This window comes from Nocardioides sp. W7 (genome assembly GCF_022919075.1).
In the GTDB taxonomy this organism is placed as follows: Bacteria; Actinomycetota; Actinomycetes; order Propionibacteriales; family Nocardioidaceae; genus Nocardioides.
Genome location: NZ_CP095078.1, coordinates 1,508,868 through 1,534,986 on the forward strand (window position 1 = coordinate 1,508,868; position 26,119 = coordinate 1,534,986).

General features: G+C 72.4%; 26 protein-coding genes. 18 read left to right on the top strand and 8 right to left on the bottom strand.

All coding sequences use genetic code 11. From position 1 onward, the window contains the following. Positions 1 to 115: 115 nt before the first annotated feature. The 8 genes from MUB56_RS07125 to MUB56_RS07160 all read left to right on the top strand — a co-directional run bounded on the left by MUB56_RS07125 (position 116) and on the right by MUB56_RS07160 (position 9,176). The gene (locus MUB56_RS07125; protein WP_244931209.1) at positions 116 to 1,063 is read left to right on the top strand and encodes a DUF2520 domain-containing protein; all 948 of its coding nucleotides are present in this window, start codon (positions 116 to 118) and stop codon (positions 1,061 to 1,063) included. Positions 1,064 to 1,107: 44 nt separating this feature from the next. Then, positions 1,108 to 1,959: a pantoate--beta-alanine ligase gene (gene panC / locus MUB56_RS07130; protein ID WP_244932362.1), complete on the top strand. Its 852-nt coding sequence runs from the start codon at positions 1,108 to 1,110 to the stop codon at positions 1,957 to 1,959. Positions 1,960 to 2,093: 134 nt separating this feature from the next. After that, positions 2,094 to 2,513: an aspartate 1-decarboxylase gene (panD, locus tag MUB56_RS07135; protein ID WP_244931210.1), complete on the top strand. Its 420-nt coding sequence runs from the start codon at positions 2,094 to 2,096 to the stop codon at positions 2,511 to 2,513. Between the two features lie 9 nt (positions 2,514 to 2,522). Next, positions 2,523 to 4,196, top strand: a complete 1,674-nt coding sequence (locus MUB56_RS07140; RefSeq protein WP_244931211.1) for an L-aspartate oxidase — start codon at positions 2,523 to 2,525, stop codon at positions 4,194 to 4,196. After that, the gene (nadC, locus tag MUB56_RS07145; RefSeq protein WP_244931212.1) at positions 4,193 to 5,107 is read left to right on the top strand and encodes a carboxylating nicotinate-nucleotide diphosphorylase; all 915 of its coding nucleotides are present in this window, start codon (positions 4,193 to 4,195) and stop codon (positions 5,105 to 5,107) included. Before MUB56_RS07140 ends, nadC begins: the two co-directional genes overlap by 4 nt. 5 nt (positions 5,108 to 5,112) lie before the next feature. Beyond that, entirely contained in the window at positions 5,113 to 5,886 is a 774-nt protein-coding gene (locus tag MUB56_RS07150) for a type III pantothenate kinase (protein WP_244931213.1), read from the top strand. A 136-nt stretch (positions 5,887 to 6,022) separates the two neighbouring features. Next, the gene (locus MUB56_RS07155) at positions 6,023 to 6,355 is read left to right on the top strand and encodes an Lsr2 family protein (protein WP_244931214.1); all 333 of its coding nucleotides are present in this window, start codon (positions 6,023 to 6,025) and stop codon (positions 6,353 to 6,355) included. A gap of 241 nt (positions 6,356 to 6,596) precedes the next feature. Further along, on the top strand, positions 6,597 to 9,176 hold the full coding sequence (locus tag MUB56_RS07160; protein ID WP_244931215.1) for an ATP-dependent Clp protease ATP-binding subunit: 2,580 nt from the start codon (positions 6,597 to 6,599) through the stop codon (positions 9,174 to 9,176). Between the two features lie 132 nt (positions 9,177 to 9,308). Here MUB56_RS07160 and MUB56_RS07165 read toward each other — a convergent pair whose 3' ends face one another. Continuing rightward, on the bottom strand, positions 9,309 to 10,175 hold the full coding sequence (locus MUB56_RS07165) for an A/G-specific adenine glycosylase (protein WP_244931216.1): 867 nt from the start codon (positions 10,173 to 10,175) through the stop codon (positions 9,309 to 9,311). Between the two features lie 79 nt (positions 10,176 to 10,254). On the opposite strand from MUB56_RS07165, the gene MUB56_RS07170 reads away from it, so the two are divergent. After that, the gene (locus MUB56_RS07170; RefSeq protein WP_244931217.1) at positions 10,255 to 11,124 is read left to right on the top strand and encodes a hypothetical protein; all 870 of its coding nucleotides are present in this window, start codon (positions 10,255 to 10,257) and stop codon (positions 11,122 to 11,124) included. 144 nt (positions 11,125 to 11,268) lie between these two features. On the opposite strand, the gene disA is transcribed toward MUB56_RS07170, so the two are convergent. Then, positions 11,269 to 12,351 (bottom strand): DNA integrity scanning diadenylate cyclase DisA, encoded by a 1,083-nt coding sequence (gene disA / locus MUB56_RS07175; protein ID WP_244931218.1) that lies wholly within the window; start codon positions 12,349 to 12,351, stop codon positions 11,269 to 11,271. A 49-nt stretch (positions 12,352 to 12,400) separates the two neighbouring features. Continuing rightward, complete coding sequence (gene radA / locus MUB56_RS07180) at positions 12,401 to 13,837, bottom strand: DNA repair protein RadA (RefSeq protein ID WP_244931219.1); 1,437 nt, start codon at positions 13,835 to 13,837, stop codon at positions 12,401 to 12,403. Between the two features lie 166 nt (positions 13,838 to 14,003). Between radA and MUB56_RS07185 the strand changes: the two genes are divergently transcribed. Next, on the top strand, positions 14,004 to 15,026 hold the full coding sequence (locus MUB56_RS07185; protein ID WP_244931220.1) for a LacI family DNA-binding transcriptional regulator: 1,023 nt from the start codon (positions 14,004 to 14,006) through the stop codon (positions 15,024 to 15,026). Position 15,027: 1 nt separating this feature from the next. Here the strand turns inward: MUB56_RS07185 and MUB56_RS07190 are convergent, their stop codons facing one another. The 3 genes from MUB56_RS07190 to MUB56_RS07200 form a co-directional block, all read right to left on the bottom strand. Next, positions 15,028 to 15,744: a class I SAM-dependent methyltransferase gene (locus MUB56_RS07190; RefSeq protein WP_244931221.1), complete on the bottom strand. Its 717-nt coding sequence runs from the start codon at positions 15,742 to 15,744 to the stop codon at positions 15,028 to 15,030. Positions 15,745 to 15,778: 34 nt separating this feature from the next. Further along, positions 15,779 to 16,417 (bottom strand): VOC family protein, encoded by a 639-nt coding sequence (locus tag MUB56_RS07195; RefSeq protein ID WP_244931222.1) that lies wholly within the window; start codon positions 16,415 to 16,417, stop codon positions 15,779 to 15,781. 72 nt (positions 16,418 to 16,489) lie between these two features. After that, positions 16,490 to 17,251, bottom strand: coding sequence for a hypothetical protein (locus tag MUB56_RS07200; protein WP_244931223.1), 762 nt, complete (start codon positions 17,249 to 17,251; stop codon positions 16,490 to 16,492). A 43-nt stretch (positions 17,252 to 17,294) separates the two neighbouring features. Here MUB56_RS07200 and MUB56_RS07205 point away from each other — a divergent pair, with 43 nt between their 5' ends. Genes MUB56_RS07205 through MUB56_RS07240 form a run of 8 tightly spaced genes read left to right on the top strand, consistent with a single transcriptional unit; the run spans position 17,295 to position 23,484 of the window. After that, the gene (locus tag MUB56_RS07205; protein ID WP_244931224.1) at positions 17,295 to 18,236 is read left to right on the top strand and encodes a Ppx/GppA phosphatase family protein; all 942 of its coding nucleotides are present in this window, start codon (positions 17,295 to 17,297) and stop codon (positions 18,234 to 18,236) included. Then, entirely contained in the window at positions 18,233 to 19,027 is a 795-nt protein-coding gene (locus tag MUB56_RS07210; protein WP_244931225.1) for a sugar phosphate isomerase/epimerase, read from the top strand. The genes MUB56_RS07205 and MUB56_RS07210 overlap by 4 nt, the downstream gene beginning before the upstream one ends. A gap of 13 nt (positions 19,028 to 19,040) precedes the next feature. Next, complete coding sequence (locus MUB56_RS07215; protein ID WP_244931226.1) at positions 19,041 to 19,631, top strand: TetR family transcriptional regulator; 591 nt, start codon at positions 19,041 to 19,043, stop codon at positions 19,629 to 19,631. A gap of 43 nt (positions 19,632 to 19,674) precedes the next feature. Further along, positions 19,675 to 20,376: an ABC transporter ATP-binding protein gene (locus tag MUB56_RS07220; protein ID WP_244931227.1), complete on the top strand. Its 702-nt coding sequence runs from the start codon at positions 19,675 to 19,677 to the stop codon at positions 20,374 to 20,376. After that, on the top strand, positions 20,373 to 21,107 hold the full coding sequence (locus tag MUB56_RS07225; protein ID WP_244931228.1) for an ABC transporter permease: 735 nt from the start codon (positions 20,373 to 20,375) through the stop codon (positions 21,105 to 21,107). Before MUB56_RS07220 ends, MUB56_RS07225 begins: the two co-directional genes overlap by 4 nt. 55 nt (positions 21,108 to 21,162) lie before the next feature. Further along, on the top strand, positions 21,163 to 22,113 hold the full coding sequence (locus MUB56_RS07230; protein WP_244931229.1) for a proline dehydrogenase family protein: 951 nt from the start codon (positions 21,163 to 21,165) through the stop codon (positions 22,111 to 22,113). Between the two features lie 19 nt (positions 22,114 to 22,132). Then, on the top strand, positions 22,133 to 22,939 hold the full coding sequence (proC, locus tag MUB56_RS07235) for a pyrroline-5-carboxylate reductase (RefSeq protein WP_244931230.1): 807 nt from the start codon (positions 22,133 to 22,135) through the stop codon (positions 22,937 to 22,939). Continuing rightward, positions 22,939 to 23,484, top strand: a complete 546-nt coding sequence (locus MUB56_RS07240; protein ID WP_244931231.1) for a hypothetical protein — start codon at positions 22,939 to 22,941, stop codon at positions 23,482 to 23,484. Before proC ends, MUB56_RS07240 begins: the two co-directional genes overlap by 1 nt. Positions 23,485 to 23,853: 369 nt before the next feature. On the opposite strand, the gene MUB56_RS07245 is transcribed toward MUB56_RS07240, so the two are convergent. Together MUB56_RS07245 and MUB56_RS07250 are read right to left on the bottom strand one after the other, a co-directional pair. Continuing rightward, on the bottom strand, positions 23,854 to 25,152 hold the full coding sequence (locus tag MUB56_RS07245) for an HNH endonuclease signature motif containing protein (RefSeq protein WP_244931232.1): 1,299 nt from the start codon (positions 25,150 to 25,152) through the stop codon (positions 23,854 to 23,856). Positions 25,153 to 25,406: 254 nt separating this feature from the next. Then, positions 25,407 to 26,093 (bottom strand): TetR family transcriptional regulator, encoded by a 687-nt coding sequence (locus tag MUB56_RS07250; RefSeq protein ID WP_244931233.1) that lies wholly within the window; start codon positions 26,091 to 26,093, stop codon positions 25,407 to 25,409. Positions 26,094 to 26,119: the final 26 nt, after the last annotated feature.

The following is a 26,119-nucleotide window of genomic DNA, read 5'->3' on the forward strand; positions in this document are numbered from 1 at the left end:
CGCACGTAGCCTCGACCCCGACGCAAGCATCGGCACAACCCGTCCGGTACCCACCCCGGCTCCGTCGAGAAGACGGAGTGGTCGGAGGGACTGGAACGAGAGATGTGGAGAGCAGATGGACCAGCAGCACCCGCGCGCCCACGACGTTCCCGTCGCGGTCCCGCGCCCCCTTCGCATCGGCGTCGTCGGTGCCGGACGTGTCGGCGCCGTCCTGGCTGCCGGGCTCGGTGCCGCCGGGCACCGGGTCGTGGCCGCCGCCGGCGAGTCGGACGCCTCCCGGCAGCGGATGGCCGAGCTGTTGCCCGGCGTGACGCCCGCCAAGCCCAGTGCCGTCGCCCGCGCCAGCGACGCGCTGCTGCTGACCGTCCCCGACGACATGCTCGACAACGTCGTCACGATGCTGGCCGCCAGCGGCTCGATCCGCCCCGGCCAGCTCGTCGTGCACACCTCGGGCCGCCACGGCCTGGCCGTGCTCGAGCCCGCCCGTGCGCTCGGCGCTCGGGTGATCGCGCTGCACCCCGCCATGACCTTCACCGGCACGGCCGTGGACCTCGACCGACTGGCGGGCTGCGTCTTCGGCCTCACCGCCGGCCCCGCGGAGCGGGCGCTGGCCGAGAGCCTGGTCGCCGACCTCGGTGGTCGGCCGATGTGGGTGCCCGAGGAGATGCGCACGCTCTACCACGCGGGCCTGGCCCACGGCGCCAACCACCTGGTCACCCTGGTCACCGAGGCGATGGAGATGCTGACGGCCGCCGGTGCCGACGATCCGGCCGGCACCCTCCGCCCGCTGCTCACGGCCGCGCTCGACAACGCGCTGGCCCACGGGGACGCCGCGCTCACCGGCCCGATCGTCCGCGGCGACCTCGGCACCGTGCGCGCCCACCTCGTCGACCTCGCCGCGAACGCGCCGCACACGTTGCCGTCGTACGTCGTGATGGCGCGGGCGACCCTGGCCCGCGCGGTCACCGACGGTCGCGTCGTACCCCTGCGTGCGCTGCGCATCCACCAGCTGCTCGAGGAGGCGCTCGCCGACGCGCCGGTTCCCGAGGTCGAGACGCGATGAGTCGTACGCCTGCCCTCGCGCACACGCGCGAGGAGCTCTCCGGCATGCTGGCGCGCGCCCGGGCCGCCGGCGAGCGGGTCGGCTTCGTGCCGACCATGGGTGCCCTGCACGAGGGTCACGCCAGCCTGATGCGGACGGCCCGGGAGCGCGTCGCCGGAGACGGGCGGAGCGGTCCGGTGGTGGCGTCGGTCTTCGTCAACCCGCTGCAGTTCGGCGCCGGCGAGGACCTCGACCGCTACCCCCGCACCCTCGACGCCGACCTCGAGCTCTGCGCGCGGGAAGGCGTCGACATCGTCTTCGCGCCGAGCGTCGAGGAGGTCTACCCGGGCTGGCCCGAGCAGCGGGAGCCGCAGGTCACCGTGGAGCCCGGCCCGCTCGCGGACGTCCTGGAGGGCCGCAGCCGCCCGGGGCACTTCCGCGGGATGCTCGTCGTCGTGGCCAAGCTCTTCGGCCTGGTCCGGCCGGACCTGGCCGTCTTCGGCCAGAAGGACTACCAGCAGCTCGTGCTGGTCCGGCAGCTCGTCGCCGACCTGTGCCTGGGCGTCGACGTGGTCGGCGCCGCGACCGTCCGCGAGCCCGACGGCCTGGCCCTGTCCAGCCGCAACCGCTACCTGGACGCGGACCAGCGGATCGAGGCCGTGTACCTCCACCGCGCGCTCCGCGAGGCCCAGGAGAACGCCCGGTACGGCGCCGCCGTCGCGCTCGACGCGGCCCGCGCCGAGCTGCGGCTCGGCAAGGGCGTCGACCTCGACTATCTGGTCGTCACCACCCCGGAGCTGACCGAGCTCCCGGCCGACGTCCCCCCCGGCACCGAGGCCCGCATCCTGGTCGCCGCCCGCCTCGGCACCACCCGCCTGATCGACAACCTCCCGCTCACCCTGGGCGGCCCGCCCTGACCCTGGGTTCGTGCGGCGCTCGCGAAGCGAGTCCGTCGAACCGCGAGCGCAGCGAGCCTGGTTCGACGGAGCCAAGAGACCGGCGAGCGAGGCGAGCCCCCAGCCTTTGAGACACGAGCGAAGCGAGTGAGCACATGTTCCGCACGATGATGAAGAGCAAGATCCACCGGGCGACGGTGACGCAGGCCGACCTGCACTACGTCGGCTCGGTCACCGTCGACGAGGACCTCCTCGACGCCGCCGACCTGCTGCCGGGCGAGCTGGTGCACATCGTCGACATCACCAACGGCGCCCGGCTGGAGACCTACACGATCGCGGGCGAGCGCGGGTCCGGCGTGCTCGGCATCAACGGCGCGGCGGCGCACCTGGTGCACCCCGGCGACCTGGTGATCCTGATCGCCTACGCCCAGCTGGAGACCGCCGAGGCGCGCGAGCTGAAGCCGCACGTGGTCTTCGTCGACGCCGACAACAAGATCATGGCGACCGGCTTCGACCCGGCCGAGGCCGTCGACGGGTCCGGTCTGGTCCGAGGCGACCGGCTGGCCGAGCGGTAGCCTGCCCGAATGCCTCCCACAGCGGTACGCCGCGTCCCGGGCCGGCTCTCGGCCCCGGAGCCCGGCTGGACGACGCGGGCCGACGTCGTGGTCATCGGCTCGGGCATCGCCGGGCTGACCGCCGCCCTGCGACTCCGCGAACACGTGGACCGGGTCCTCGTCGTCACCAAGGACGTGCTGGCCGCGGGCTCCACCCAGTGGGCGCAGGGCGGGATCGCCGCCGCGCTCGGCCCGGAGGACACCCCGGCGGAGCACGAGGTCGACACCCTGGTCGCCGGGGCGGGCGCGTGCGACGCGGACGCCGTACGTGTCCTGGTCACCGAGGGCCCCGAGGCGGTGCACGAGCTGATCGCCCTGGGGGCGCAGTTCGACCACAGCGCCGACGGCGCGCTGTCCCTGACCCGGGAGGGCGGGCACCACCGCGACCGGATCGCGCACGCCGGCGGTGACGCCACCGGCGCGGAGATCCAGCGGGCCCTGATCGCCGCGGTCGAGGCGGCGCCCGAGATCGAGGTCATCCAGCACGCCCTCGCGGTCGACCTCCTGCTCGACGGGGAGGCCGGCCAGGGCGGCGGAGTCGCGGGGGTGACCCTGCACGTGATGGGCGAGGGCCAGCGCGACGGCGTCGGGGCGGTGCACTGCCGGGCGGTGGTGCTCGCCAGCGGCGGACTCGGGCAGGTCTTCTCGCAGACCACGAACCCGGCGGTCTCGACCGGCGACGGCATGGCGATCGCGCTGCGTGCGGGAGCGACGCTGCGCGACCTGGAGTTCGTGCAGTTCCACCCGACGGTGATGTATCTCGGCCCCGACTCGGTCGGCCAGCAGCCGCTGATCTCGGAAGCGGTCCGTGGCGAGGGCGCGTTCCTCGTGGACTTCGAGGGCGATCGGATCATGGCGGGCGTGCACGAGCTCGGCGACCTCGCGCCGCGCGACGTGGTCGCGAAGACGATCATGCGGCGGATGAACGAGACCGGCCGGCCGCACCTGTGGCTCGACGCCCGGCACCTGGGCCAGGCGCACTGGGAGCGCCGCTTCCCGACCATCCTGGCGACCGCGCGCTCCCACGGGATCGACCCCGTCACCGAGCTGATCCCGGTCGCGCCGGCCTGCCACTACGCCTCGGGCGGCGTGGCGACCGACCTGTGGGGCCGCACGGACGTGCCCGGGCTGTACGCCACCGGCGAGGCGGCGTGCTCCGGGGTGCACGGCGCGAACCGGCTGGCCTCGAACTCCCTGCTGGAGGGGCTGGTCTTCTCCCGCCGGATCGCCGCCGTGCTGCCGGGGGAGCTGCGGCCGTGGAGCGAGACCGCCGTCGACCGGCGTACCCCCGGCCTGGTGTCCGGCTCGGTCCGACCCGAGCTGCAGGAGGTGATGTCGGTGCGTGCCGGCGTGCTCCGCAGCGCTTCCGGACTCGCCGACGGGGCCGGCCACCTCGACAAGCTGACGGGGGTCGGGACCGAGACACCCGGTGTCGCGGCCTGGGAGACCACCAACCTGCTCACCCTCGCCGGCGCCCTGCTCGAGGCCGCCGCGCTGCGCGAGGAGACTCGTGGGTCGCACTGGCGCGAGGACTTCCCCGAGCGCGACGACGCCCGCTGGGCCGGGCACTTCGACGTCCGCATGCGCGACGGCGAGACCACCATCGCCTTCTCCCCCTCGCCCGCAACGGACGGAACCGCATGATCACCCGCACGTCGTACGCCGATCTGCCCCGGCCGCTCATCGAGGAGCTGTCCGAGGCCGGGCTGGACCCCCTGAGCGTCTACGAGATGGTCGTCGCCGCGTTCGAGGAGGATCTCCCCGACGGTGCCGCCGACGTCACCAGCGCGGCACTCCCGCCGCTGGGCCACGGCACCGGTGACTTCGCGGCGCGCGAGGACGGCGTGGTGTGCGGCCTCGGCGTCGCCACGCTCGTGTTCGTCTACGCGCTGGGGGAGCGGGCGGTGGTCTCCGACCGGCTCGCCGACGGCACCCACGTCCGCGCGGGCGACGTCGTGATGCGGGTGAGCGGGCCGTTCTCCGACCTGCTCACCGCCGAGCGGACCGCGCTCAACTTCGCCTCCCATCTCTCCGGGGTCGCGACGGCCACCTCGCACTGGGTCACCGCGCTGGCCGGCACCCGTGCCCGGGTGCTCGACACCCGCAAGACGCTGCCGACGTACCGCGCCCTGCAGAAGTACGCCGTGCGCTGCGGAGGCGGGGTCAACCACCGGTTCAGCCTGGCCGACCGGGCGATGGTCAAGGACAACCACGTGGTCGCCGCCGGCGGTGCCGTGCCGGCGTACGTCGCCGTCCGCGACGCCAACCCCGGCCTGCGGGTGGAGGTCGAGGTGACCGACCTCGACGAGCTCCGCGAGCTGCTCGACGCCGGCTGCACCGAGATCCTGCTCGACAACATGGACTCCCCGACGATGGCCGAGGCGGTCCGGATCAATGCGGGACGCGCCACGCTGGAGGCGTCGGGCGGGCTCACCCTGGAGCGCGCCCGCGAGGTCGCCGAGACCGGAGTCGACCTCATCTCGGTCGGTGCGCTCACGCACTCGGTGAAGGTCTTCGATCTCGGCCTGGATCTTTCACCCCAGCACGAGGACTGATTCCGGTGCCGCTCCTCGCCGCCGACATCGGCAACAGCCACACGGTCCTCGGGCTCCTCGATGACGGCGAGGTGCTGGCCCACTGGCGGGTCGCGACCGACGAGCGGCGTACCTCCGACGAGTGGGCGGCACTGCTGCGCGGGCTGCTGGCCGAGCATTATCCCGAGATCGACGGTATTGCCGTCTGCTCGACCGTCCCGGCGGTCCTGCACGAATGGCGTGACATGCTCGTCCGCCATTTCTCCGACCGGCCGAGCGTCGTGGTCGAGCCCGGCGTCCGGACCGGGGTCCCGGTCCTGATGGACAATCCGCGGGAAGTCGGCTCCGACCGGATCATCAACGCGCTCGCGGCGGCGACCGAATTCGGCGGCCCGGCCATCGTCGTCGATTTCGGCGGCACGGCCACGACGTTCGACGTGGTCAGCGAGCACGGGCAGTACGTCGGCGGCGCGATCACACCGGGGATCGAGATCTCCCTGGAGGCGCTCGGGCGCCGCGGCGCCCAGCTGCGCAAGGTCGAGCTGCTCCGACCGCGCTCGGTGATCGCGAAGAACACCGTCGAGGCGCTGCAGTCGGGCATGGTCTTCGGCGTCGCCAGTCAGGTCGAGGGAATGGTCGCCCGGATGATCGCGGAGCTCGCGGTCCCGACCGAGTCCGTGCACGTGGTGGCGACCGGCTATCTCGCGCCCCTGGTCGTGGATGAATGTCGTTGTTTCACCGATCATGCGCCGTGGCTGACGTTGCGTGGCCTCGAGCTGGTATTCCTGCGCAATTCCTGAGATGCGGGAAATCGCGATCCGTCAGGACGCGCTTGACCCCATATAGAGGTTTGGCAACGTCCGTCTTTCGTGCGAAGATCCCTAGCGGCATCCGATTAGCCGGGTATCGCATGAGTGATTCGGAGAAAGAGGAATCATGGCGCAGAAGATCCACATCATTCTCGAAGACGATCTTGACGGCAGCGAGGCCTCGGAGACGGTGTCCTTCGGTCTGGACGGCACGTCGTACGAGATCGACCTGAACGACAAGAACGCGGCTGCACTGCGCGACGCGCTCGCCCCCTACGTCGGCCACGGCCGCAAGGTCGGCAGCGCCCCGCGTCGTGGCCGCAAGTCCGCCGCTCCGGCCGCGGGATCCGGGCCGAGCGCCCGCGAGATCCGCGACTGGGCCCGTTCCAACGGCCACGACGTCCCCGACCGGGGCCGGGTCTCCGCCGAGGTCCGCGAAGCGTACGACGCAGCTCACTGACCGAGCCGCACGCCGAGTCGGCGCCGGTCGGGTGTTCCTCGCCCGCCCCGGCGCCGACTCTGCATTTTCCGGCTGCGTCCCGGCGGCCGAGACCGCGGACCGGGCGCCTGTTCGCTCTCAGCGGATGCCGGTTTCCTGCTGGGAGGGAACGCGTAGGCTGTGAGCGGGGTTAGTTCTCTCGTCACCTTCCTCGCTACCCAGGCGGGACGGGTCCCCCTTTGAAGCTTCAGGAGCGATGCGCATGTTCGAGCGGTTCACAGACCGAGCCCGACGAGTTGTCGTGCTGGCCCAGGAAGAGGCCCGCATGCTCTCCCACAACTACATCGGCACCGAGCACATCCTGCTCGGCCTCATCCACGAGGGCGAGGGCGTCGCCGCGAAGGCGCTCGAGAGCCTCGACATCTCGCTGGAGGCCGTGCGCGCCCAGGTCGAGGAGATCATCGGCCAGGGCCAGCAGGCCCCGAGCGGTCACATCCCCTTCACGCCGCGCGCCAAGAAGGTGCTCGAGCTGTCCCTGCGCGAGGCGCTGCAGCTCGGCCACTCCTACATCGGCACCGAGCACATCCTGCTCGGTCTGATCCGCGAGGGGGAGGGCGTCGCCGCCCAAGTGCTGCAGAAGCTCGGCGCCGACCTCAACCGGGTCCGCCAGCAGGTCATCCAGCTGCTCTCCGGCTTCCAGGGCAAGGAGTCCTCGCAGTCGGCCGCGGCCGCCACCGGCACCGGCGGCGACGCGCCGTCGTCCTCGCTGGTGCTTGACCAGTTCGGCCGCAACCTCACCCAGGACGCCCGCGAGGGCAAGCTCGACCCGGTGATCGGCCGCGAGCAGGAGATCGAGCGGGTCATGCAGATCCTCTCGCGCCGCACGAAGAACAACCCGGTCCTGATCGGCGAGCCCGGCGTCGGCAAGACGACGATCGTCGAGGGGCTGGCCCAGGACATCGTCAAGGGCAACGTGCCCGAGACGCTGAAGGACAAGCAGATCTACACCCTCGACCTGGGTGCCCTGGTGGCCGGCTCGCGCTACCGCGGTGACTTCGAGGAGCGGCTGAAGAAGGTCCTCAAGGAGATCCGCACCCGCGGCGACATCGTGCTGTTCATCGACGAGATCCACACCCTCGTCGGCGCCGGCGCGGCCGAGGGCGCGATCGACGCGGCCAGCATCCTCAAGCCGATGCTGGCCCGCGGCGAGCTGCAGACCATCGGTGCGACCACCCTCGACGAGTACCGCAAGTACCTCGAGAAGGACGCCGCCCTGGAGCGCCGCTTCCAGCCGATCCAGGTCGCCGAGCCGTCGATCGCGCACACGATCGAGATGCTCAAGGGGCTGCGCGACCGCTACGAGGCGCACCACCGGGTCACCATCACCGACGAGGCGCTGGTCTCGGCCGCGACGCTGGCCGACCGCTACATCTCCGACCGGTTCCTCCCCGACAAGGCCATCGACCTGATCGACGAGGCCGGCTCGCGGCTGCGGATCCGCCGGATGACGGCGCCCGCCGACCTGCGCGAGTTCGACGACAAGATCGGCGACGTCCGCCAGCGCAAGGAGGCGGCGATCGACGGGCAGGACTTCGAGGCCGCGGCCCGCCTGCGCGACGAGGAGAAGCAGCTGATCCTGAAGAAGTCCGAGCGCGAGAAGCAGTGGCGGGCGGGCGACATGGACGAGGTCGCCGAGGTCGACGAGGAGCTGATCGCCGAGGTGCTCGCGGTCGCGACCGGCATCCCGATCGTGAAGCTCTCCGAGGAGGAGTCGACCCGGCTGCTCAAGATGGAGGACGAGCTGCACAAGCGCGTCATCGGGCAGGACGAGGCCGTTCGGGCGCTCAGCCGCGCGATCCGTCGTACCCGTGCCGGCCTGAAGGACCCCAAGCGTCCCGGTGGCTCGTTCATCTTCGCCGGCCCGTCCGGCGTCGGTAAGACCTGGCTGTCCAAGACGCTGGCGGAGTTCCTGTTCGGCGACGAGGACTCGCTGATCCAGCTCGACATGAGCGAGTTCGGTGAGAAGCACACGATCTCGCGGCTGTTCGGCTCGCCTCCCGGCTACGTCGGCTACGAAGAGGGCGGCCAGCTCACCGAGAAGGTGCGCCGCAAGCCGTTCTCCGTGGTGCTCTTCGACGAGGTCGAGAAGGCCCACCCGGACATCTTCAACAGCCTGCTGCAGATCCTCGAGGAAGGTCGCCTGACCGACTCGCAGGGTCGGGTCGTGGACTTCAAGAACACCGTCATCATCATGACGACCAACCTCGGCACCCGCGACATCAACAAGTCGGTCAACCTGGGCTTCCAGCAGTCCGGCGACGCCGCGGGCTCCTACGAGAGGATGAAGGCCAAGGTCGCCGACGAGCTCAAGCAGCACTTCCGCCCGGAGTTCCTCAACCGGGTCGACGAGATCGTCGTGTTCCCGCCGCTCTCGCGCGAGCAGATCGTGCAGATGGTGGACAACATGGTCGCGTCGGTGGAGCTGCGCATGCGCGACCGCGACATGAGCCTCGAGCTCACCCAGGCGGCCAAGGACCTGCTCGCCGAGCGCGGGTTCGACCCGGTCCTCGGTGCCCGGCCGCTGCGGCGCACGATCCAGCGCGAGATCGAGGATGCTCTCGCCGAGAAGATGCTCTTCGGTGACGTCGGCCCCGGCATGATCGTGCTGGTCGACGTCGAGGGCGAGGGTCCGACCGCGACGTTCACCTTCGACGGCCAGAAGGTCGGCGAGCTGCCCGACCTGCCGCCGTTCGAGACCGCCGAGATCGGCGCCCCCGAGCTGGAGGGTCCCGACGACGCCGAAAGCGGCTCGGACGTCCCGAAGTCCGGCGGCTCCGAGTAGCCCGACACTCCACCCCGCTGGCCCGGCAGACACCTGCCGGGCCAGCGGCCATCTCCGGGCAATCGGGCGAACGCCCTCGCCGAGTCAGCAGAAGTGGCGGGCCGAGTCAGCACTACTAGTGCTGACTCGGCATCAGGGGAGGGCGTAGGTGTCGGGTCCGGCCGCGACCACGAGACCGTCGTCGACCAGGCCGGCCAGGCAGCGAACCCGCTGGGTCTCCTCGCTCCAGACGGCGTCGAGTCGGCTGCGGTGCACGGGTCCGTCGTCGTCGCGCAGCACCGCCAACAGCCGCCCCCGGCACTGCCGGTCGGTCCCGGCCCAGGACTGCGCCTTCCGCGGCGGCCCGTCGTACGCCGGGTAGCCGCTGGTGCGCCACGTGCACCGCCCGGCCACCGGGCAGGCCGCGCACCGCGGCCTCGCGGCCGTGCAGACCAGCGCCCCGAGCTCCATCAGCGCGATGGACCAGGTCGCCGCGGTCGGCTCGTCGAGCGGCAGCAGCTCGGCCGCGACCTCCCGCTCGGCCCTGGTGACGGCCGGCGCCGGGAGCTCGGCGCCCTGCACCATTCGGGCGAGGACCCGGCGGACGTTGGTGTCGAGGACGACGTGTCGCCGCCCGAAGCCGAAGGTGGCGATCGCGGCGGCGGTGTAGTCGCCGACGCCGGGCAGGGCCAGGAGGTCGTCGTACGACGACGGCACCTCGCCTCCGTGCTCGGCGACGATCATCGCCGCCGCCGCGTGCAGCCGCAGCGCCCGGCGCGGGTAGCCGAGTCGCCCCCAGGCCCGGACCGCCTCCCCGCTGGACTCGACGGCCAGGTCCGCGGGCGACGGCCAGCGCTCGAGCCAGCTCTCGTGGACGGGCAGCACCCGGCTGACCGGTGTCTGCTGGAGCATGAACTCCGAGACCATCACCGACCAGGGGGACGCCTGTGGACCACGCCACGGGAGCTCGCGCGCATGGGCGTCGTACCACCGCAGCAGGGGGTCGTGAAGGTCGCTCATCGCCCACCATTCTTGCTGGTCCCGGGCGCGGCCGGTGTGGCAGCCCGACGAGCGGCGACGCGCTGGATAGCGTGGGGTCATGACTGCCCGGACCCGCCCGCCGATGACCCGCGGGCCGCTTCCGGCCCGGGTCTACTGGCGCCGACGCCTGGCCGTGCTCGGCGTCGTCCTGCTCCTGGTCCTGGGGGTCGCGCGCTTGCTCGGGACCGGCAGCGACGGCTCCTCCGACGGCGACACGGCCAGCCTGGCGGATGCACTCGCGTCCACCACGGCCCCCACCGGCCCGACTGCAGGTGCCAGCCCCCGTGACGCCGGCAGCGCCGGTGCGACCCCGACCGGCGCGAGCGCTCCGGCCACGACCGCCCCTCCGACCCCCACGGAGCCGGTCCTGGCCGCGCCCGACGGGCTGTGCGACGACAGCGACATCGCCGTCACCCCCGAGGTACGGACCGCGGTCGCCGGTCCCCGCAACGGCGTGGCCATCGACCTGCAGCTGCGCACGATCTCCGACGAGGCCTGCACCTGGAAGGTCTCGGCCAAGACCCTCACGCTGAAGATCACCTCGGGCAAGGACGACATCTGGACCAGCCGCGAGTGCCCGCGGGTCCTGCCCCGGCAGCAGGTCACGGTCCGCAGTGCCGTCACGACGACCCTCAGCGTCGCCTGGAACGCCCGGCGCTCCGACGAGGACTGCTCGAAGCTGACCGAGTGGGCGCTCCCGGGTTGGTACCACGTCTCGGCCGCCGCGCTCGCCGGCGAGCCGTCCCAGGTGCAGTTCGAGCTGCTCGCTCCCCAGCCGGTCGTCGTCACCCAGACCGCGGAGCCGAAGCAGGAGTCGGGCAAGAAGGGCAAGAAGGGCCGGAAGAACAAGCAGAGCGGTACGACGCCGACCGACGAGCCCGCGTCGACCGGTGAGCCGAGCGGAGCGGTGGAGCCGGACCTCGGCTGAGGTCTGTTCGGCCGGTGTTTCGGGCTGGTCTGATTGCGCGATCGACTGGGTCTCGACACGCCGGTCGCGACCTCGCAGGCTCGGTCGCGCGGCTCGCTCGACCACCATCAACGGCACGTGTAGGCCGGGACGCAAGCGCCGCAGCTACACGTACCGTTCCAGGATCGTCGACTCGGCGAGGCGGGAGAGGCCCTCGCGGACGCTCCGGGCCCGAAGCTCGCCGACGCCCTCGACGGCCTGCAGGTCGTCGATGCCGGCCGACAGCAGCTTCTGCAGGGTGCCGAAGTGGTCGACGAGCCGGTCGACCACGGACCCGGGCAGGCGCGGCACCTTGGCGAGCAGGCGGTATCCGCGCGGGGCGACCGCGCCGTCGAGGTGCTCGCCGTTGCCGAGGCCCAGCACCCGGGCGGCCGAGGCGGGGTCGACCAGCTCGGTGGCGGAGAGGGCCTCGAGCTTGGTGAGCAGCTCCTCGGGGCTGCGGGTGCGGCGGCCCGAGGGCAGGTAGTCGCGGATCACCAGCTCGCGCTCGGCGTCGACGCCGGTGACGAGCTCCTCGAGCTGCAGGGAGAGCAGCCGGCCGTCGGTGCCGAGCTCGAGCACGTAGTCCTCGATCTCGCGGGCGATCCGGGTGACCATCTCCAGGCGCTGGGCGACGACCGCGACGTCGCGGACGGTCACCAGGTCCTCGATCTCGAGGGCGGAGAGGGTGCTGGAGACCTCGTCGAGACGGAGCTTGTAGCGCTCCAGGGTCGCCAGGGCCTGGTTGGCGCGGGAGAGGATCTGGCCGGAGTCCTCCAGGACGTGGCGGGTCTCGCCGACGTACGCGGCGATGATCTGCATCGACTGGGAGACCGAGATGACCGGGAAGCCGGTCTGCCGGGCGACCCGGTCGGCGGTGCGGTGCCGGGTGCCGGTCTCCTCCGACGGGATCGTGTGGTCGGGCATCAGGTGGACGGCGGCCCGGAAGATCCGGGTCAGGTCCTTGTCGATGATGATGCCGCCGTCCATCTTCGCGAGCTCGCGCAGACCGGTGGCGGTGAACGGGACGTCGAGCACGAAGCCGCCCGTCGAGATCGACTCGACGGTCTTGTCGTTGCCGAGCACGATCAGCGCGCCGGTACGCCCGCGCAGGATGCGCTCGAGACCGTCGCGCATGGCGGTGCCGGGGGCGATCGAGGCCAGGGTAGCCCGCAGACGGAGCACCTCATCCGATCGGTCGGTGGCCAAGTCAGGTCCCTTCGTCACCCTGCGGCATCACCCTGCCGCTGCGCACACCTTAGCCGTCGGAGACGTCGCGCAGCGGAGCGTGCCGCCCGTCGGTCAGCTTGAGCAGGCGCAATGCGGTGTCGACGTCGGGCACCTCGATCACCCGCATGCCGTCAACGGTGCGGGTCTCGTGGCGCTGCGCGGCCCACCCGGGGGTGCGGCTGGCCGGCTGGGCGGGGACGACGGCGACCTGGAACCCCAGGCGGGCGGCCTCGGCCAGCCGCTGCGGGAGGTCGCGGACCCGGCGCAGCTCGCCGGCCAGCCCGATCTCGCCCATCGCGACGACGCCCCGGGGCGGGATGGTGCCCCGGCTCGCCGAGGCGAGGGCCACGGCGACGGCCAGGTCGACGGCCGGCTCGCTGAGCTTCGCGCCCCCGACGGTGGAGGCGAAGACGTCCTGGTTGTGGAGCCGGATCCCGCAGTGCTGCTGGAGCACGGCCATCACCATCGCCATCCGCGCGCCGTCGAGACCCGACGTCGTGCGCCGCGGTCGCTCCAGGGCCGAGACGGTGACCAGGGCCTGCACCTCGGCCAGCAGCGGCCTCCGGCCCTCCATGGTCACGGCCACGCAGGTGCCGGGGACCTGGGCGTGGTGGTTCTCGACGAACAGCCCGGTCGGGTCGGTGACCGCGTTGATCCCGTCGCTGGAGAGGTCGAAGCAGCCGACCTCGTCGACCGGGCCGAACCGGTTCTTCATCGCGCGGACCATCCGGAAGCGCGAGTTGCGGTCGCCCTCGAAGTGCAGCACGACGTCGACGAGGTGCTCCAGCACCCGGGGGCCGGCGATCGAGCCGTCCTTGGTGACGTGGCCGACCATCACGGTGGTGATGTTGCGGGTCTTGGCGACCCGGATCAGCGCGGCCGCGACCTCCTTGACCTGGGTGACCCCGCCGGGCACCCCCTCGATCCCGGAGGCCCCGATGGTCTGCACCGAGTCGACGACCAGCAGGGTCGGCCGGACCTGCTCGATGTGGGTGAGCAGCGCGCCGAGGTCGGTCTCGGCGGCGAGGTAGAGCTCGTCGTGGACGCCGCCGGTGCGGTCGGCGCGCAACCGCACCTGGGAGGCGGACTCCTCGCCGGTGACGTAGAGCGTGCGGTGCCGGAGGCGTGCGGTCTGCGCGGCGACCTCGAGCAGCAGGGTGCTCTTGCCGACGCCGGGCTCGCCGGCGAGCAGGATCGCCGCGCCGGGGACCAGGCCGCCACCGAGCACCCGGTCGAGCTCGGGGACACCGCTGGAGCGGAACGCCGACTCCGAGACCGAGACCTGGCCGATCGGGACGGCCTGGGTCGTCACGGGCGCCGCGGCGGTGCGCATCGTCGGGGCGGCCGCCTCGGCGACCGAGCCCCACGCCTGGCACTCCCCGCACCGGCCGACCCACTTGCCGGTCTCCCAGCCGCACTCGGCGCAGCGGTAGGCGGGACGCGACCTGGGTGCGGGCTTCGGCATGCCCCGACGGTAGGGGACGCCGCCGACAACCGCCGGTCCGCCCGCTCCGACGTCCCGGACGGACCCGTCCGGTCGCCGCACGGGTGCGCCGTGGCGTCGATATGCTGCCCTTGGAACGATCAAGTGGGTCGGCGTCGGTGAACGGGGGGAAGGTCGGATGGGCAGGATGCCGGGACGGGTCCCGTCGGCACCGCCGACCCTCGCCGACGTCGCGGAGCTGGCCGGGGTCTCGCGACAGACCGTCTCCAACGCCGTCAACAACCCCGACCTGCTGCGCAGCGACACCCTGCTGCGCGTGCAGGAGGCGATCACCTCGCTCGGCTACCTGCCGAACCGGGCCGCCCGCAACCTGCGCACCCGCGCCTCGCACCTCATCGGCCTGCGGATCATGACGGTCCAGGAGGGCACGGCGAACGCGACGATGGACCGGTTCGTGCACTCCCTGGTCGAGACCTCCCGCGAGGCCGGCTACCACGTGCTGCTCTTCTCGGGCGAGCCCGCCGACCCGCTCGCGGGGTACGACGACCTGCTGCGCTCCACGGCCGTGGACGCGTTCGTGGTCACCGACACCTACCTCGGCAACCCGCAGGCCGCCTGGCTGCAGTCGCGCCGGGCGCCGTTCGTCGCCTTCGGTCGGCCGTGGGCCGATCCCGAGGCCGCCCACCCGTGGGTCGACGTCGACGGCGCCGCCGGGTGCGACCTGGCGACCTCCCACCTGCTCGACAGGGGTCACGAGCGGATCGCCTGGATCGGCTGGCGCAAGGACTCCTTCATCGGCGAGGACCGGCGCTCCGGCTGGAGCCGCGCGATGCGCTCGCGCGGACTGCCGACCACCGGCCTGGCCTCCCGCGTGGAGGACACCGTCTCGTCCGGCCGGGAGGCGAGCGCGGTGCTGCTAGACGAGGCGCGCCCCTCGGCGTTCGTCTGCGCCAGCGACACGCTCGCGATGGGCGTCCTGCACACCCTCTCCGAGCGCGGGCTGCTCGCCGGTCGCGACATCGCGGTGGTCGGGTTCGACGACTCCCAGGTCGCCCAGGTGGTCCCGCCCGGCCTCACCTCGGTGCGCCAGCCGCTGGAGGTCGTCGCCGCCGAGGTCGTCACCGCCCTCGAGGGCCTGCTCGCCCATCCGCCCACCATCCACCGGGGCGTGCTGCTGGAGCCGACGCTCGCCGTCCGAGGCTCGAGCTAGGTCAGTACTGCTTCGACCAGACGTTCACGGCGTAGTCGACCTCGGTGCCGGTGTGCTCGCCCAGGACCTGCTCGGCCACGTCGGGCGTGAGCTCGATCCGGACCACGGCCTCCAGGTCGGCGCGGGAGGAGAACGACCACCGCATGTCGACGGGGGTACGACGCCAACCGCGGTTCGACCAGAAGCGCTGCACCTCCTCGGGATCGACGTCCGGGAAGGACCGGCGGAACCAGCCGCCGAAGGTCGACCGGGTCGGGTCGTTGTCGATCACGAACGCCGTGCCGCCCCGTCGTACGACGCGGTCCAGCTCGGCCAGCCCGGGCTCACAGCCGGGCCCGAAGAAGTAGGCCCACCGGGCGTGGACGACATCGACCGACGCATCGGGGACGGGCAGGGCCTGGGCGCTGCCCGGCACCACCTGCACGCGACGCAGCCGCCTGACCCGCCGGCGGGCGATGGCCACCAGGTCGGGGTGCGGCTCGATCCCGACCACCGACGCGGCGGTGTCGGCGAACCGCGGGAGATGGAAGCCGGTGCCGCAGCCGACGTCCAGGACCGCGCGTCCGGCCCAGGACGCCTGGGCGGTCATCGCGGCCTCGATCAGGCCGTCCGGGTCGACCGCGCGGTTCTCGATCTCGTAGGTCGCCGGGTGGTGCCAGATGTTCGGGCTGGGGCGAGCGCCGGGGGCGACGCCGCGAGGGTGCGACACGTCCGTCACGCCGCCCGTTCGTTCCTCACGGTCGGCTGCTCGATCAGATACGGACGAGCCCGTTGGGCGTCTGCACCTGCGCCGCGATCACGCCGGGCGTGCCGTGCGGGGCGACCCACTCGACCTTGACGTCCTCCAGGGGCGCCTCGACGGTCTCGCCGAGCCACTCGCTGACCCGCTGCGGGTCGCCGGCGATCTCCAAGCAGGCCAGCGAGCAGGAGCCGTCCGCGCCGGCGCTGGGCCGCTGCTCGACGGGGCTCTGCCACTCGATGAAGAACGGCAGCTGCGGGTCGGCGATCAGGCCGTTGACGCCGATCTGCTTCCAGCGCAGGTCGGTGCCGTCGGGGACGTGCCGGTTGCCCTGCACGGCCTCTCGGCCGAGCCGGGCCTCGACGGTGGTGATGTCGGGGACCGACACGACCCAGCCGAGCCAGCCGCCGCCGAGCGCCGAGCGGGCCCGGACGGCCTGGCCGAACGGTGCCTTGTCGGAGGCCGGGTGGTCGAGCACCTCGACGATCTCGATGTAGGTGCCACCGGTGAGCCCGAGGGTCATGTTGCGGGTGCCGAAGCGGGGGTGTACACCGCCGTCGGTGAACGACCGGCCGAGCAGGGCCCCGATGCGCTGGGCGGTGCTCGCGAGGCCATCCGGTCCGGCTGCGTAAGAAAGGTGGTCCAAGCGCATACAAAAGATTGTGGGCGAGCCCGCCGGAGCCCTTGACAGCGGGGTCGGGTCTCTTGACGTCGAGATAGAGCCTCAGTGCGGGTCGGCCGGGTGCAGCGCGAGCGCCGAGCGGGAGCGCAGGTGGGCCTCGCAGTGGCGGACGAGCTCGTCGTACGCCGCCCGGCCCATCAGCTCGGTGAGCTCGGGCGCCGAGGTGAGGTAGAGCGGCTCGACGGCGACGTGGGCCTCGGTGTTGCCGGTGCAGTACCAGTCCAGGTCGTGCCCGCCGGGACCCCAGCCGCGGCGGTCGTACTCGCTGATCGAGACCTCGGTGTACGACGTTCCGTCCGGCCCGGTGACCTCGCGGAAGGTCCGCCGGATCGGCAGCTGCCAGCACACGTCCGGCTTGGTCTCCAGCGGGTTCTTCTCCAGCACGTATGCCAGCGCGTGCAGGGCGCACCCGGCCCCGGCGGCGAAGTCGGTGCGGTTGTGGAACACGCAGGCCCGCTGGCCGTCGACCTCGATGGTCAGCGTCTTGCGCTCCCCGTCGTCGTCGAGCTCCACCCAGTCCTCGCGGCGGAGCTCACCGGCGGGCCTGTGCTGCCAGAGCCCCTCGTCGAGCTGGGCGACGAAGCCGGCGACCCGCTCCTCGTCCTCGCCGTCGGCGAAGTGCGCCCCGAGGGTGCAGCACCCGACGTCGGGGGCGTCGGCGTAGATGCCGGGGCAGCCCTGCCCGAAGATGCAGGTGTAGCTCGACGTGAGCCAGGTCAAGTCGCACCGCATCAGCTCGGTCTCGTCGGCCGGGTTGACGAACTCCACCCAGGCGCGGGGGAACACCAGGTCGACCTCGGGCACCCGTCCAGCGTACGGGCCGGCGCGCGACGGGTACGTTGGAGTCATGCGCGTGGGCGTCCTCGACATCGGATCCAACACCGGCCACCTGCTGGTGGTCGACGCCCACGGCGGTGCGGCGCCGCTCCCGGCGTACTCCTACAAGCAGCCGCTGCGGCTCGCCGAGCACCTCGACGCCGCGGGCGCGGTCACCCAGGTCGGCATCGACGCGCTGACGGAGTTCACCGCGGGCGCGCTGCTGGTCGCGGAGGACAAGGGCTGCGAGGACATGCTCGCGTTCGCGACCTCGGCGGTGCGGGACGCCTCGAACTCCGACGCGGTGCTCGAGCACGTCCGCGAGCGCACCGGTGTCGACATCGGGGTGCTGTCGGGCGAGGACGAGGCCCGGCTGACCTTCCTCGCCGTACGCCGCTGGTTCGGCTGGTCGGCCGGCCGGCTGGCGGTCTTCGACATCGGCGGCGGTTCGCTGGAGATCGCGGGCGGCAGCGACGAGGCGCCGGACGTGGCCTGGTCGCTGCCCCTGGGAGCCGGTCGGCTGGCCCGCACCTGGTTCGGCGGCGAGACCCCGGACGAGGACGCGATCCGTCGGGTGCGCAAGGAGATCCGGGCTCAGATCGCCCGCGACGCGGGCAACCTGCTGCGCGCCGGCCGCCCCGACCGGGCGGCGGCGACCTCCAAGACCTTCCGGTCGCTGGCCCGGATCTGCGGCGCGGCGCCGTCGGCCGACGGCGCGCTGGCGTCGCGCAGCCTGCCGCTGCGCGAGCTGACCGCGTGGATCCCCAAGCTGGCGGCGATGACGCCCGCCGAGCTGGGTGACCTGCCCGGGGTCTCCCCGAGCCGCACCCACCAGATCGTGCCGGGCGCACTGGTCGCGGAGGCCTGCATGGACATCTTCGACCTGACCGAGCTGGAGATCTGCCCGTGGGCGCTGCGCGAGGGAGTCATCCTCGAGCGCCTCGACCAGATGTCGGTCCTGGTCGCGCCGTGAGCCCGGTCCGGGTCGGCCTGTCGACGTCCTCGGTCTACCCCGAGTCCTCGGCCCACGCCTTCGGCTACGCCGCCTCCGTCGGCTACGACACCGTCGAGGTGATGGTCGGCATCGACGCGCTGAGCCAGCAGACCAGCGCGATCCTGCAGCTCTCCGAGCACCACGGGATCCCCGTCTCGGCCGTGCACGCTCCCTGCCTGCTCTTCACGCAGCGGGTCTGGGGCACCGAGCCGTGGGGGAAGCTGGAGCGCTCGGCGGAGATGGCGCACGAGGTCGGTGCGGCGGTGGTCGTCGTACACCCGCCGTTCCGGTGGCAGAAGGAGTACGCCGCCGGCTTCGTCGACGGCATCGCCGCGTTGGAGGAGTCGACCGGCATCGCCTTCGCGGTGGAGAACATGTATCCCTGGCGCGCCTCGCAGAAGCGCGGCATGGAGATGTACCTGCCCGGCTGGGACCCCTCGGCGGAGCCCTACGCCAACACCACCATCGACCTCTCGCACGCGGCGATCGCCCAGTCCGACGTGATCGAGATGGCCGACCGGCTGGGGGACCGGCTGCGCCACGTCCACCTCACCGACGGGACCGGCTCGGCCAAGGACGAGCACCTGGTGCCCGGCCGCGGTGCGATGGGCGCCGCGGCGTTCCTGCGGCACATCGCGGCCGCCGGATTCTCCGGCGAGATCATCCTCGAGATCAACACCCGCCGGTGCAGCACGCGTGAGGAGCGCGAGGCCGACCTGCGCGAGTCGCTGGAGTTCGCCCGCGAGCACTTCGCCGTCACGACGCCCTGATGACTGGCCGCGGATGAGTGGCGCGCGCCGCGGCCGTCGGCCCGGTGCCCCGGACACCCGGGCGGCGATCCTCGCGGCGGCCCGGGCGCGCTTCGCGGCCCAGGGGTACGCCGGCACCTCGGTCCGGGGGGTGGCCGCGGACGCCGGCGTGGACGCCGCCCTCGTGCACCACTACTTCGGCACCAAGGACGACCTGTTCGTCGCCGCTCTCGAGCTGCGGGTCGACCCGCGGGTGGCCGTGCTGCCCGTGATCGAGGGTGGCGTCGAGGGGGCGGGCGAGCGGCTGATGCGGCTGTTCGTCTCGGTCTGGGACGACGAGGAGGCCCGGCTGCCGCTGCTGGTCCTGATCCGGGGGATCGCCGACCCCGAGCGGCAGAACCTCGTCCGCGACGGCTTCGTGCGGATGGTGCTCGGGCCGGTGGGTGCCGGCCTGGCGCTGGACGAGCCCGAGCGGCGTACGGCGCTCGTCGCCTCCCAGCTCGTGGGCCTGGTGATGCTGCGCTACGTCCTCGCCGTCGAGCCGCTCGCGTCCACTCCGGCCGAGACGCTGGTGGCGACGTACGCCCCGGTCCTGCAGGGCTACCTGTCCGGCCCGCTTCCCTGACCCCTTCCGCTGGCGCGGCACCCGGCGCATAATTCATCACACGGTGAATAACGTCGAGGTGCGGGGTCTGACGGTGGTCCGCGGAGGTCGCCCGGTGCTGGACGGGCTCGACCTGACCATCGGCGGCGGCGTCACCGGGCTGCTCGGCCCCTCGGGCTGCGGCAAGTCGACGCTGCTGCGGGCGCTGGTGGGGGTGCAGCGGACCCACGGCGGGGAGGTCTCGGTGCTGGGCCGACCCGCCGGCAGCCGCGAGCTGCGCGACCGGGTCGGCTACGTCACCCAGGCGGCCAGCGTGTACGACGACCTCACCGTCGCCGAGAACCTCCGCTTCTTCGCCCGGGTGCTCGGCGCCGGTGCCGCGGAGGTCGAGCGCGCGGCCGCCGCCGTCGACCTCGCCGGGCATCGGGACGACGTGGTCGGCCGGCTCTCCGGCGGGCAACGCTCCCGCGTGAGTCTCGCGGTCGCGCTGCTGGGCACCCCGGCGCTGCTGGTCCTCGACGAGCCGACCGTCGGGCTCGACCCGGTCCTGCGCCGCGACCTCTGGGCGCTCTTCCACCGCCTCGCCGACGACGGCGCCGCGGTGCTGGTCTCCAGCCACGTGATGGACGAGGCCGAGCGCTGCGACCGGCTGCTACTCATGCGCGAGGGCCGGATCATCGCCGACGGCAGCCCGGCCGCGATCAAGGAGCGCGCCGGGGCGACCGACGTGGAGGGCGCCTTCCTGGCCCTGGTGGACGCGGCATGAACCCCCGGATCACCGCCGCCGTCGCGGTGCGGGTGCTCACCCAGCTGCGCCGCGACCGGCGCACGATGGCGATGCTGCTGGTGCTGCCCTGCTTGCTGATCACCCTGCTGTGGTGGATGTTCGAGGGGGCTCCCGCCACCTTCGACCGGCTCGGTCCGGGACTGCTGGCGATCTTCCCGTTCATCGTGATGTTCCTGGTCACCAGCGTCACGACGCTGCGCGAACGCAGCAGTGGCACCCTCGAGCGGCTGCTCGCGATGCCGATGGGCAAGCTCGACTTCCTGGGCGGCTACGCACTCGCGTTCGGCCTGGTGGCGACGGTCCAGTCCGTCCTCGCCGTGACGGTCAGCGTCGGCCTGCTCGGACTGGAGGTCCGGGGCCCGATCTGGCTGCTGACCGCCGTCGCGGTCGCCGACGCGCTGCTGGGTACGGCGCTCGGGCTGCTGGTGAGCGCGTTCGCCGGCACGGAGTTCCAGGCGGTGCAGTTCATGCCGGCGATCGTGATCCCGCAGATCCTGCTCTGCGGCCTGTTCGTGCCGCGCGCGGCACTGCCGGACGTGCTCGGCGCGATCAGCGACGTGCTGCCGCTGAGCTACGCCACCGACGCGATGCAGCACCTCACCAGGTCCGCGGCGATCGGCGAGGTCGTCCGGGACCTGGCGGTGGTGCTGGCCGTCGCCGTCGCCGGCCTGGCGCTCGGGGCGGCGACCCTGCGCCGTCGTACCCCCTGACCGCCGCTGCCGAGAGAACACCCGGAGCGGCGGGAGGGCCACGTAGCCTGAGGGCATGTCGATGCTCCGCCAGCCGATCCTGCTGATGTCTCGCAGCGGGTGGCTCAAGTCGCTCGTCAGCACGCTCCCGGTCTCCTCGGGGATCGTGACGAGCTACGTGCCCGGCGAGACGACGGAGTCGGCCGTCGCGGCGACCACCCGGCTCGCCGAGGACGGTCTCCGGGCCACCCTCGACCACCTCGGGGAGGACACCCTCCACGTCGACCAGGCCGACGCGACCGTCGAGGCGTACGTCGTCCTGCTCCGCGAGCTGGCCACCGCGGGGCTGACGCCGGGGGCGGAGGTCTCGGTGAAGCTGACCGCCATCGGGCTGTCCCTGCCCGACGACGCCGGCTTCGGGGGCGGGCCCAAGATCGCGCTCGAGAACGCCCGCACCATCTGCCGGGCGGCCCGCAACGCCGGCACCACGGTCACGATCGACATGGAGGACCACACCACCACCGACGCGACGCTGGCGATCCTGCGCGAGCTGCGCAAGGACTTCCCCGAGACGGGGGCGGTGCTGCAGGCCTACCTGCGTCGTACCGAGGCCGACTGCCGGGCCCTGGCGTACGAGGGCTCCCGGGTGCGGCTGTGCAAGGGCGCCTACTCCGAGCCCGAGTCGGTCGCGTTCCAGGACCGCCTCGAGGTCGACAAGGCCTACGTGCGCTGCCTGAAGGTCCTGCTGGCGGGTCGCGGCTACCCGATGATCGCGACCCACGACCCGCGGATGGTCGAGATCGCGTCGTCGCTGGCCAGCCGGTACCACCGGGTGCCCGGCACGTACGAGTTCCAGATGCTCTACGGCATCCGCCCCGAGGAGCAGAGGCGGCTCTCGGACGCCGGCGAGACGGTGCGGGTCTACGTGCCGTACGGCGCCGAGTGGTACGGCTACCTGATGCGCCGGCTCGCGGAGCGCCCGCAGAACCTGTCATTCTTCGCCAAGTCCCTGATCTCCAAGAAGTAGTCGCCTCCCGAGGAGTTTGATGAGCTCGCAGACCGCCATCGTCGGTGCCGGGGTGATGGGCGAGACCCTGTTGTCCGGCCTGGTCCGCGCAGGTCGACGGGTCGATGACCTGCTGGTCGGGGAGAAGCGCGCCGAGCGCGCCCGCGAGCTCGAGGAGCGGTACGGCGTCGCCGTCGTCGGCAACGTCGAGGCGGCCCGCAAGGCCGACACCGTCATGCTGGTCGTCAAGCCGCAGGACATGGCCGACGTGCTCGCCGAGATCGCTCCCGCGCTCCGACCCGGACAGCTGCTGGTCTCGCTCGCCGCCGGCATCACCACCGCGTTCATCGAGTCGCGGGTGCCCGACGGCGTCGCCGTCGTCCGGGTCATGCCGAACACGCCGGCGCTGGTCGACGAGGGGATGGCCGCGATCTCGCCGGGCTCGCACTGCAGCGAGGAGCACCTGGCCGAGGCCGAGGAGCTGATGGGCTCGGTCGGCAAGGTGCTGCGGATCCCCGAGCGTCAGCAGGACGCGGTCACGGCCATCTCGGGCAGCGGGCCGGCGTACGTCTTCTTCGTGGTGGAGTCGATGATCGAGGCCGGGGTCCACCTCGGACTGCCGCGCGCGACCGCCACCGACCTGGTCATCCAGACGGTCGTCGGCTCCGGGAAGATGCTCCGCGAGACCGGCACCCATCCGACGGTGCTGCGCGAGCAGGTCACCTCGCCCGCCGGCACCACCGCCGCCGCGCTGCGCGAGCTGGAGGTCCACAAGGTGCGGGCGGCGTTCCTGGCCGCCATGGAGGCGGCGCGCGACCGCTCGCGCGAGCTGGCCGAGGGCCAGTGATGCTGCCGCTCGCCTGGGGCGCCACCCCGGACGAGCACGCCCGGCCCTACCCGGCCGACACCCTGGTCGACCGGCCGCTGCTGCTCACGCGCGCGGTCGACGTCGCCGCTCCCGTGCCGCTCACCTGGCGCTGGCTGTGCCAGGTCGCGGTGGCGCCGTACTCCTACGACTGGATCGACAACGGCGGCCGGGGCTCCCCGCGCGAGCTGACCCGCGGAGCCGACGAGCTCGTCCTCGGACAGGCGATGGCGAAGGTCTTCACGCTGACGTCGTACGACGTCGCGCACCAGTGGACCGCGCTCACCGACGCCCGCGGCCGCAGGCTGTTCGGCCCCTGTGCGATGACCTTCGCCGCCGAGCCGTCGGGTGCCGACTCGCGCATCGTCTGCCGCCTCGCGGTCGCCGCCGGCAGCCCCCTCGAACGCGTGCGCGCCCAGGCCCTGGCCTGGGGCGACCTGGTGATGATGCGCAAGCAGCTGCACACGCTGAAGGAGCTCGCCGAGCGCGATGCGCGACGCCAGGCCGGGTCGTCTCCCGCATCCTGAGGGAGCGCTGCCCTGGACGGCACCGCCTGGCTCGGTCGCGGTCCGACGACATCCCCGAGCCCGCCCCTTCCGTGAGTGGCAGCTGGCGCGAGCGCGCTCCGTCGCCGCGCTCGCCGCCGTCAGGGGTGTGGACGGGAAGGAGGTGCTGGTGGGCGTGGCGGCGTCGACCTGCCCTACCGGCTCGCGGGCTCCGGTGTCCGGCCGGAGCGATGGCCCGCTGATGGCGGGCAGGGGCTACGTGGACGACGAGCGCACCGAGGTTGGACGACCGGGATGCCCGCGGTCTACGACCAAGGAATGGGCCCCGGGGACCCGTAGCCCGCCGAGCGGTCTCGATGCGCACCCGTGCCCCTGGGGAGCGAACGTCCCTCAGGGGTGCGGGGTGATCTCGGTGGTGCCGAGGTGATCGCGGTTGAAGCTCAGATCGTTTGGACTCCTCCAAACCACGGTGGTGTCGTCGAGCTTGTCGTAGCGCCACCTGGTGTGCGTTTTCGCCCGATGATGGCGGCGGCAGAGCGGGGCGATGTTGCAGTCGCAGGTGGGTCCGCCGCGGGCGGCTGGGTCGATGTGGTCGCAGTCGCAGCGTCGGGCCGGCTTGCGGCACCACGGGAACACGCACGTGTGTTGGAGCAGGACCTGGCGTTCGCGGAGCCGGTCCGGGGTCTCGTAGGCGTCGACGTGGACGTGGCCGTCGAGGTCGATGACCGGCTTGATCACGACCTGGGTGTCGGGGTTGGCGCACCAGGTCTTCACCTGTTCGGCCGTCACGAACGAGCGGGTCTCCTCGACCCGAGCCAGGTGCAGCTCGTTCCCGGCCCCGGCGAGGGCTGCCTCGGAGAGATGCACGTGCAGCAGCACCTGCCGGGGCCGCTTCCGCCGCGGGTCGTCCGCGGCGGGCTCCCCGGTGTTGAGTTCCAGGGACAGCTGGCGGCGGGCGAGGTCGCCGACGGCGATCGAGCGGCGGATGTCGACCGGCACGTCGAGGCCGAGCTGGCCGAGTTCGCGGGCGCGGCGGGCGACGGCGTCTTCGAGGTCGAGGGCGTCGGCCAGGTCCAGGGTGCCGTGCACGTCGACGGTGCCGTCGAAGGAGACCTGCTGGCGGTCGATGTCGAAGTGCCGCTTCTCGAAGGCCGCCTCCCGCCGGGCTCTAGCTTCGGCGGGGTCGTACGTGACCCGGGCTTCCTCGACGGTGCGGTCGAGCTGGGCGATCGAGACCTTGTGGGCCACCGCGTGCAGGTGCGCGTCGACGTACGCGGCACCCTCCATGGGGAGGTCGTTGGTGGCTTTGGCGATCCGGCGGGCCTTCCACACCGGCAGGTCGAGGGCCTGGACCCGGCCGTAGAGGTTCGGCAACCGGTGCGCCAGCTCGACCGCATCGCCGAGGTGGATCCGCCCGGCATCGGTCGACAGACCGAGGGCGGCAGCGAACTCCAACACCGAGAACTCGCTAATCAACGGGGCGCCCTCCCCGGCGATCGCGACCGGCTCCTGACTGCCCGGAACCAGGCTCGCGGCCTCATCGAGGGACTCGGTCGAGTGCATCGCCGCCCAGGCCACCGCGGACGCCAACAAGTCGGCCTCCGCCCGGGCCGCGACGGTGCGGCGGGCGCGCACGAACGCAAGCAACGCAGCTGCGTCATCGCAGTCGAGCAGCTCCCCGTTGGCCATACCAGTATTGTAGTGAAGCCCACCGACAGACCAGGGTGTTCATCCACAGCGGTGACCACGACGGTCGACCCGAAGCAACCGTGAGCCGACCAGCAACCGCGACCAGGTGCGACGAGTGCTGCGAACGACGAGCCCCTTATTTCATTGAAAGTCTTCGAACCAGCCTGGTGCCAAGAGGACACCCCAACCCGCCGCCATGCGGAGACTCACCGGATCTCGACAACGTCAGGCGCCAGGGCGCCTGACCTGCTCGATCACTGGGGTCCGGAGCTCCGCAGGGCGGCGACCAGCCCGAGCATGTCGTCGACCAGGCCGCGCACGACCGGCAGGCGGGAGAGGCGCACCATCCGGTCGACGATCGGCACCAGCCGGGACACCAGCTCGCGCGAGCGCCGCTGGTCGGGGCTGTCGTCGTACACCCAGAACAGCACGACCCCCATCTGCAGCAGCCACAGCAGCTCGGGCAGCTCGCGGCGCAGGTTGGCGGGGAGCTTGAGGTCGGTACCCTCGACGACCCGGGCGTAGAGGGCGGTCGACGCGGCCCGGGCGGGTGCGGACTCGGCGCTGAACGGGGAGAGGGGGGAGCGCGGGTCCGCGGCGTTCTTGAAGAACTGACCCGCGAACTCGTGGCTCGGCGCCGCGACCTCCAGCCACGCCTCCAGGACCCCGCGCAGCCGCGCGTCGAAGGAGGTCTCCCGCTCCAGCACGCCGGCGGCAGCGTCGGCGTGCTCGTCCTGCATCCCGTCGTAGAACGCCTGGATCAGGTGTTCCTTGGAGGCGAAGTAGTAGTAGGCGTTGCCGACGGAGACCCCGGCCTCGCCGGCGATCGCCCGCATCGTGGTCCGGTCGTAGCCGTCGCGACGGAACAGCCGCATCGCCGACTCCAAGATGGTGCTGCGGGTCTGCTCGGCCTTCGCTGAACGGGCGGCAGGATCCGGCACAAGGCTCAGGGTAGCCACCTCCGATG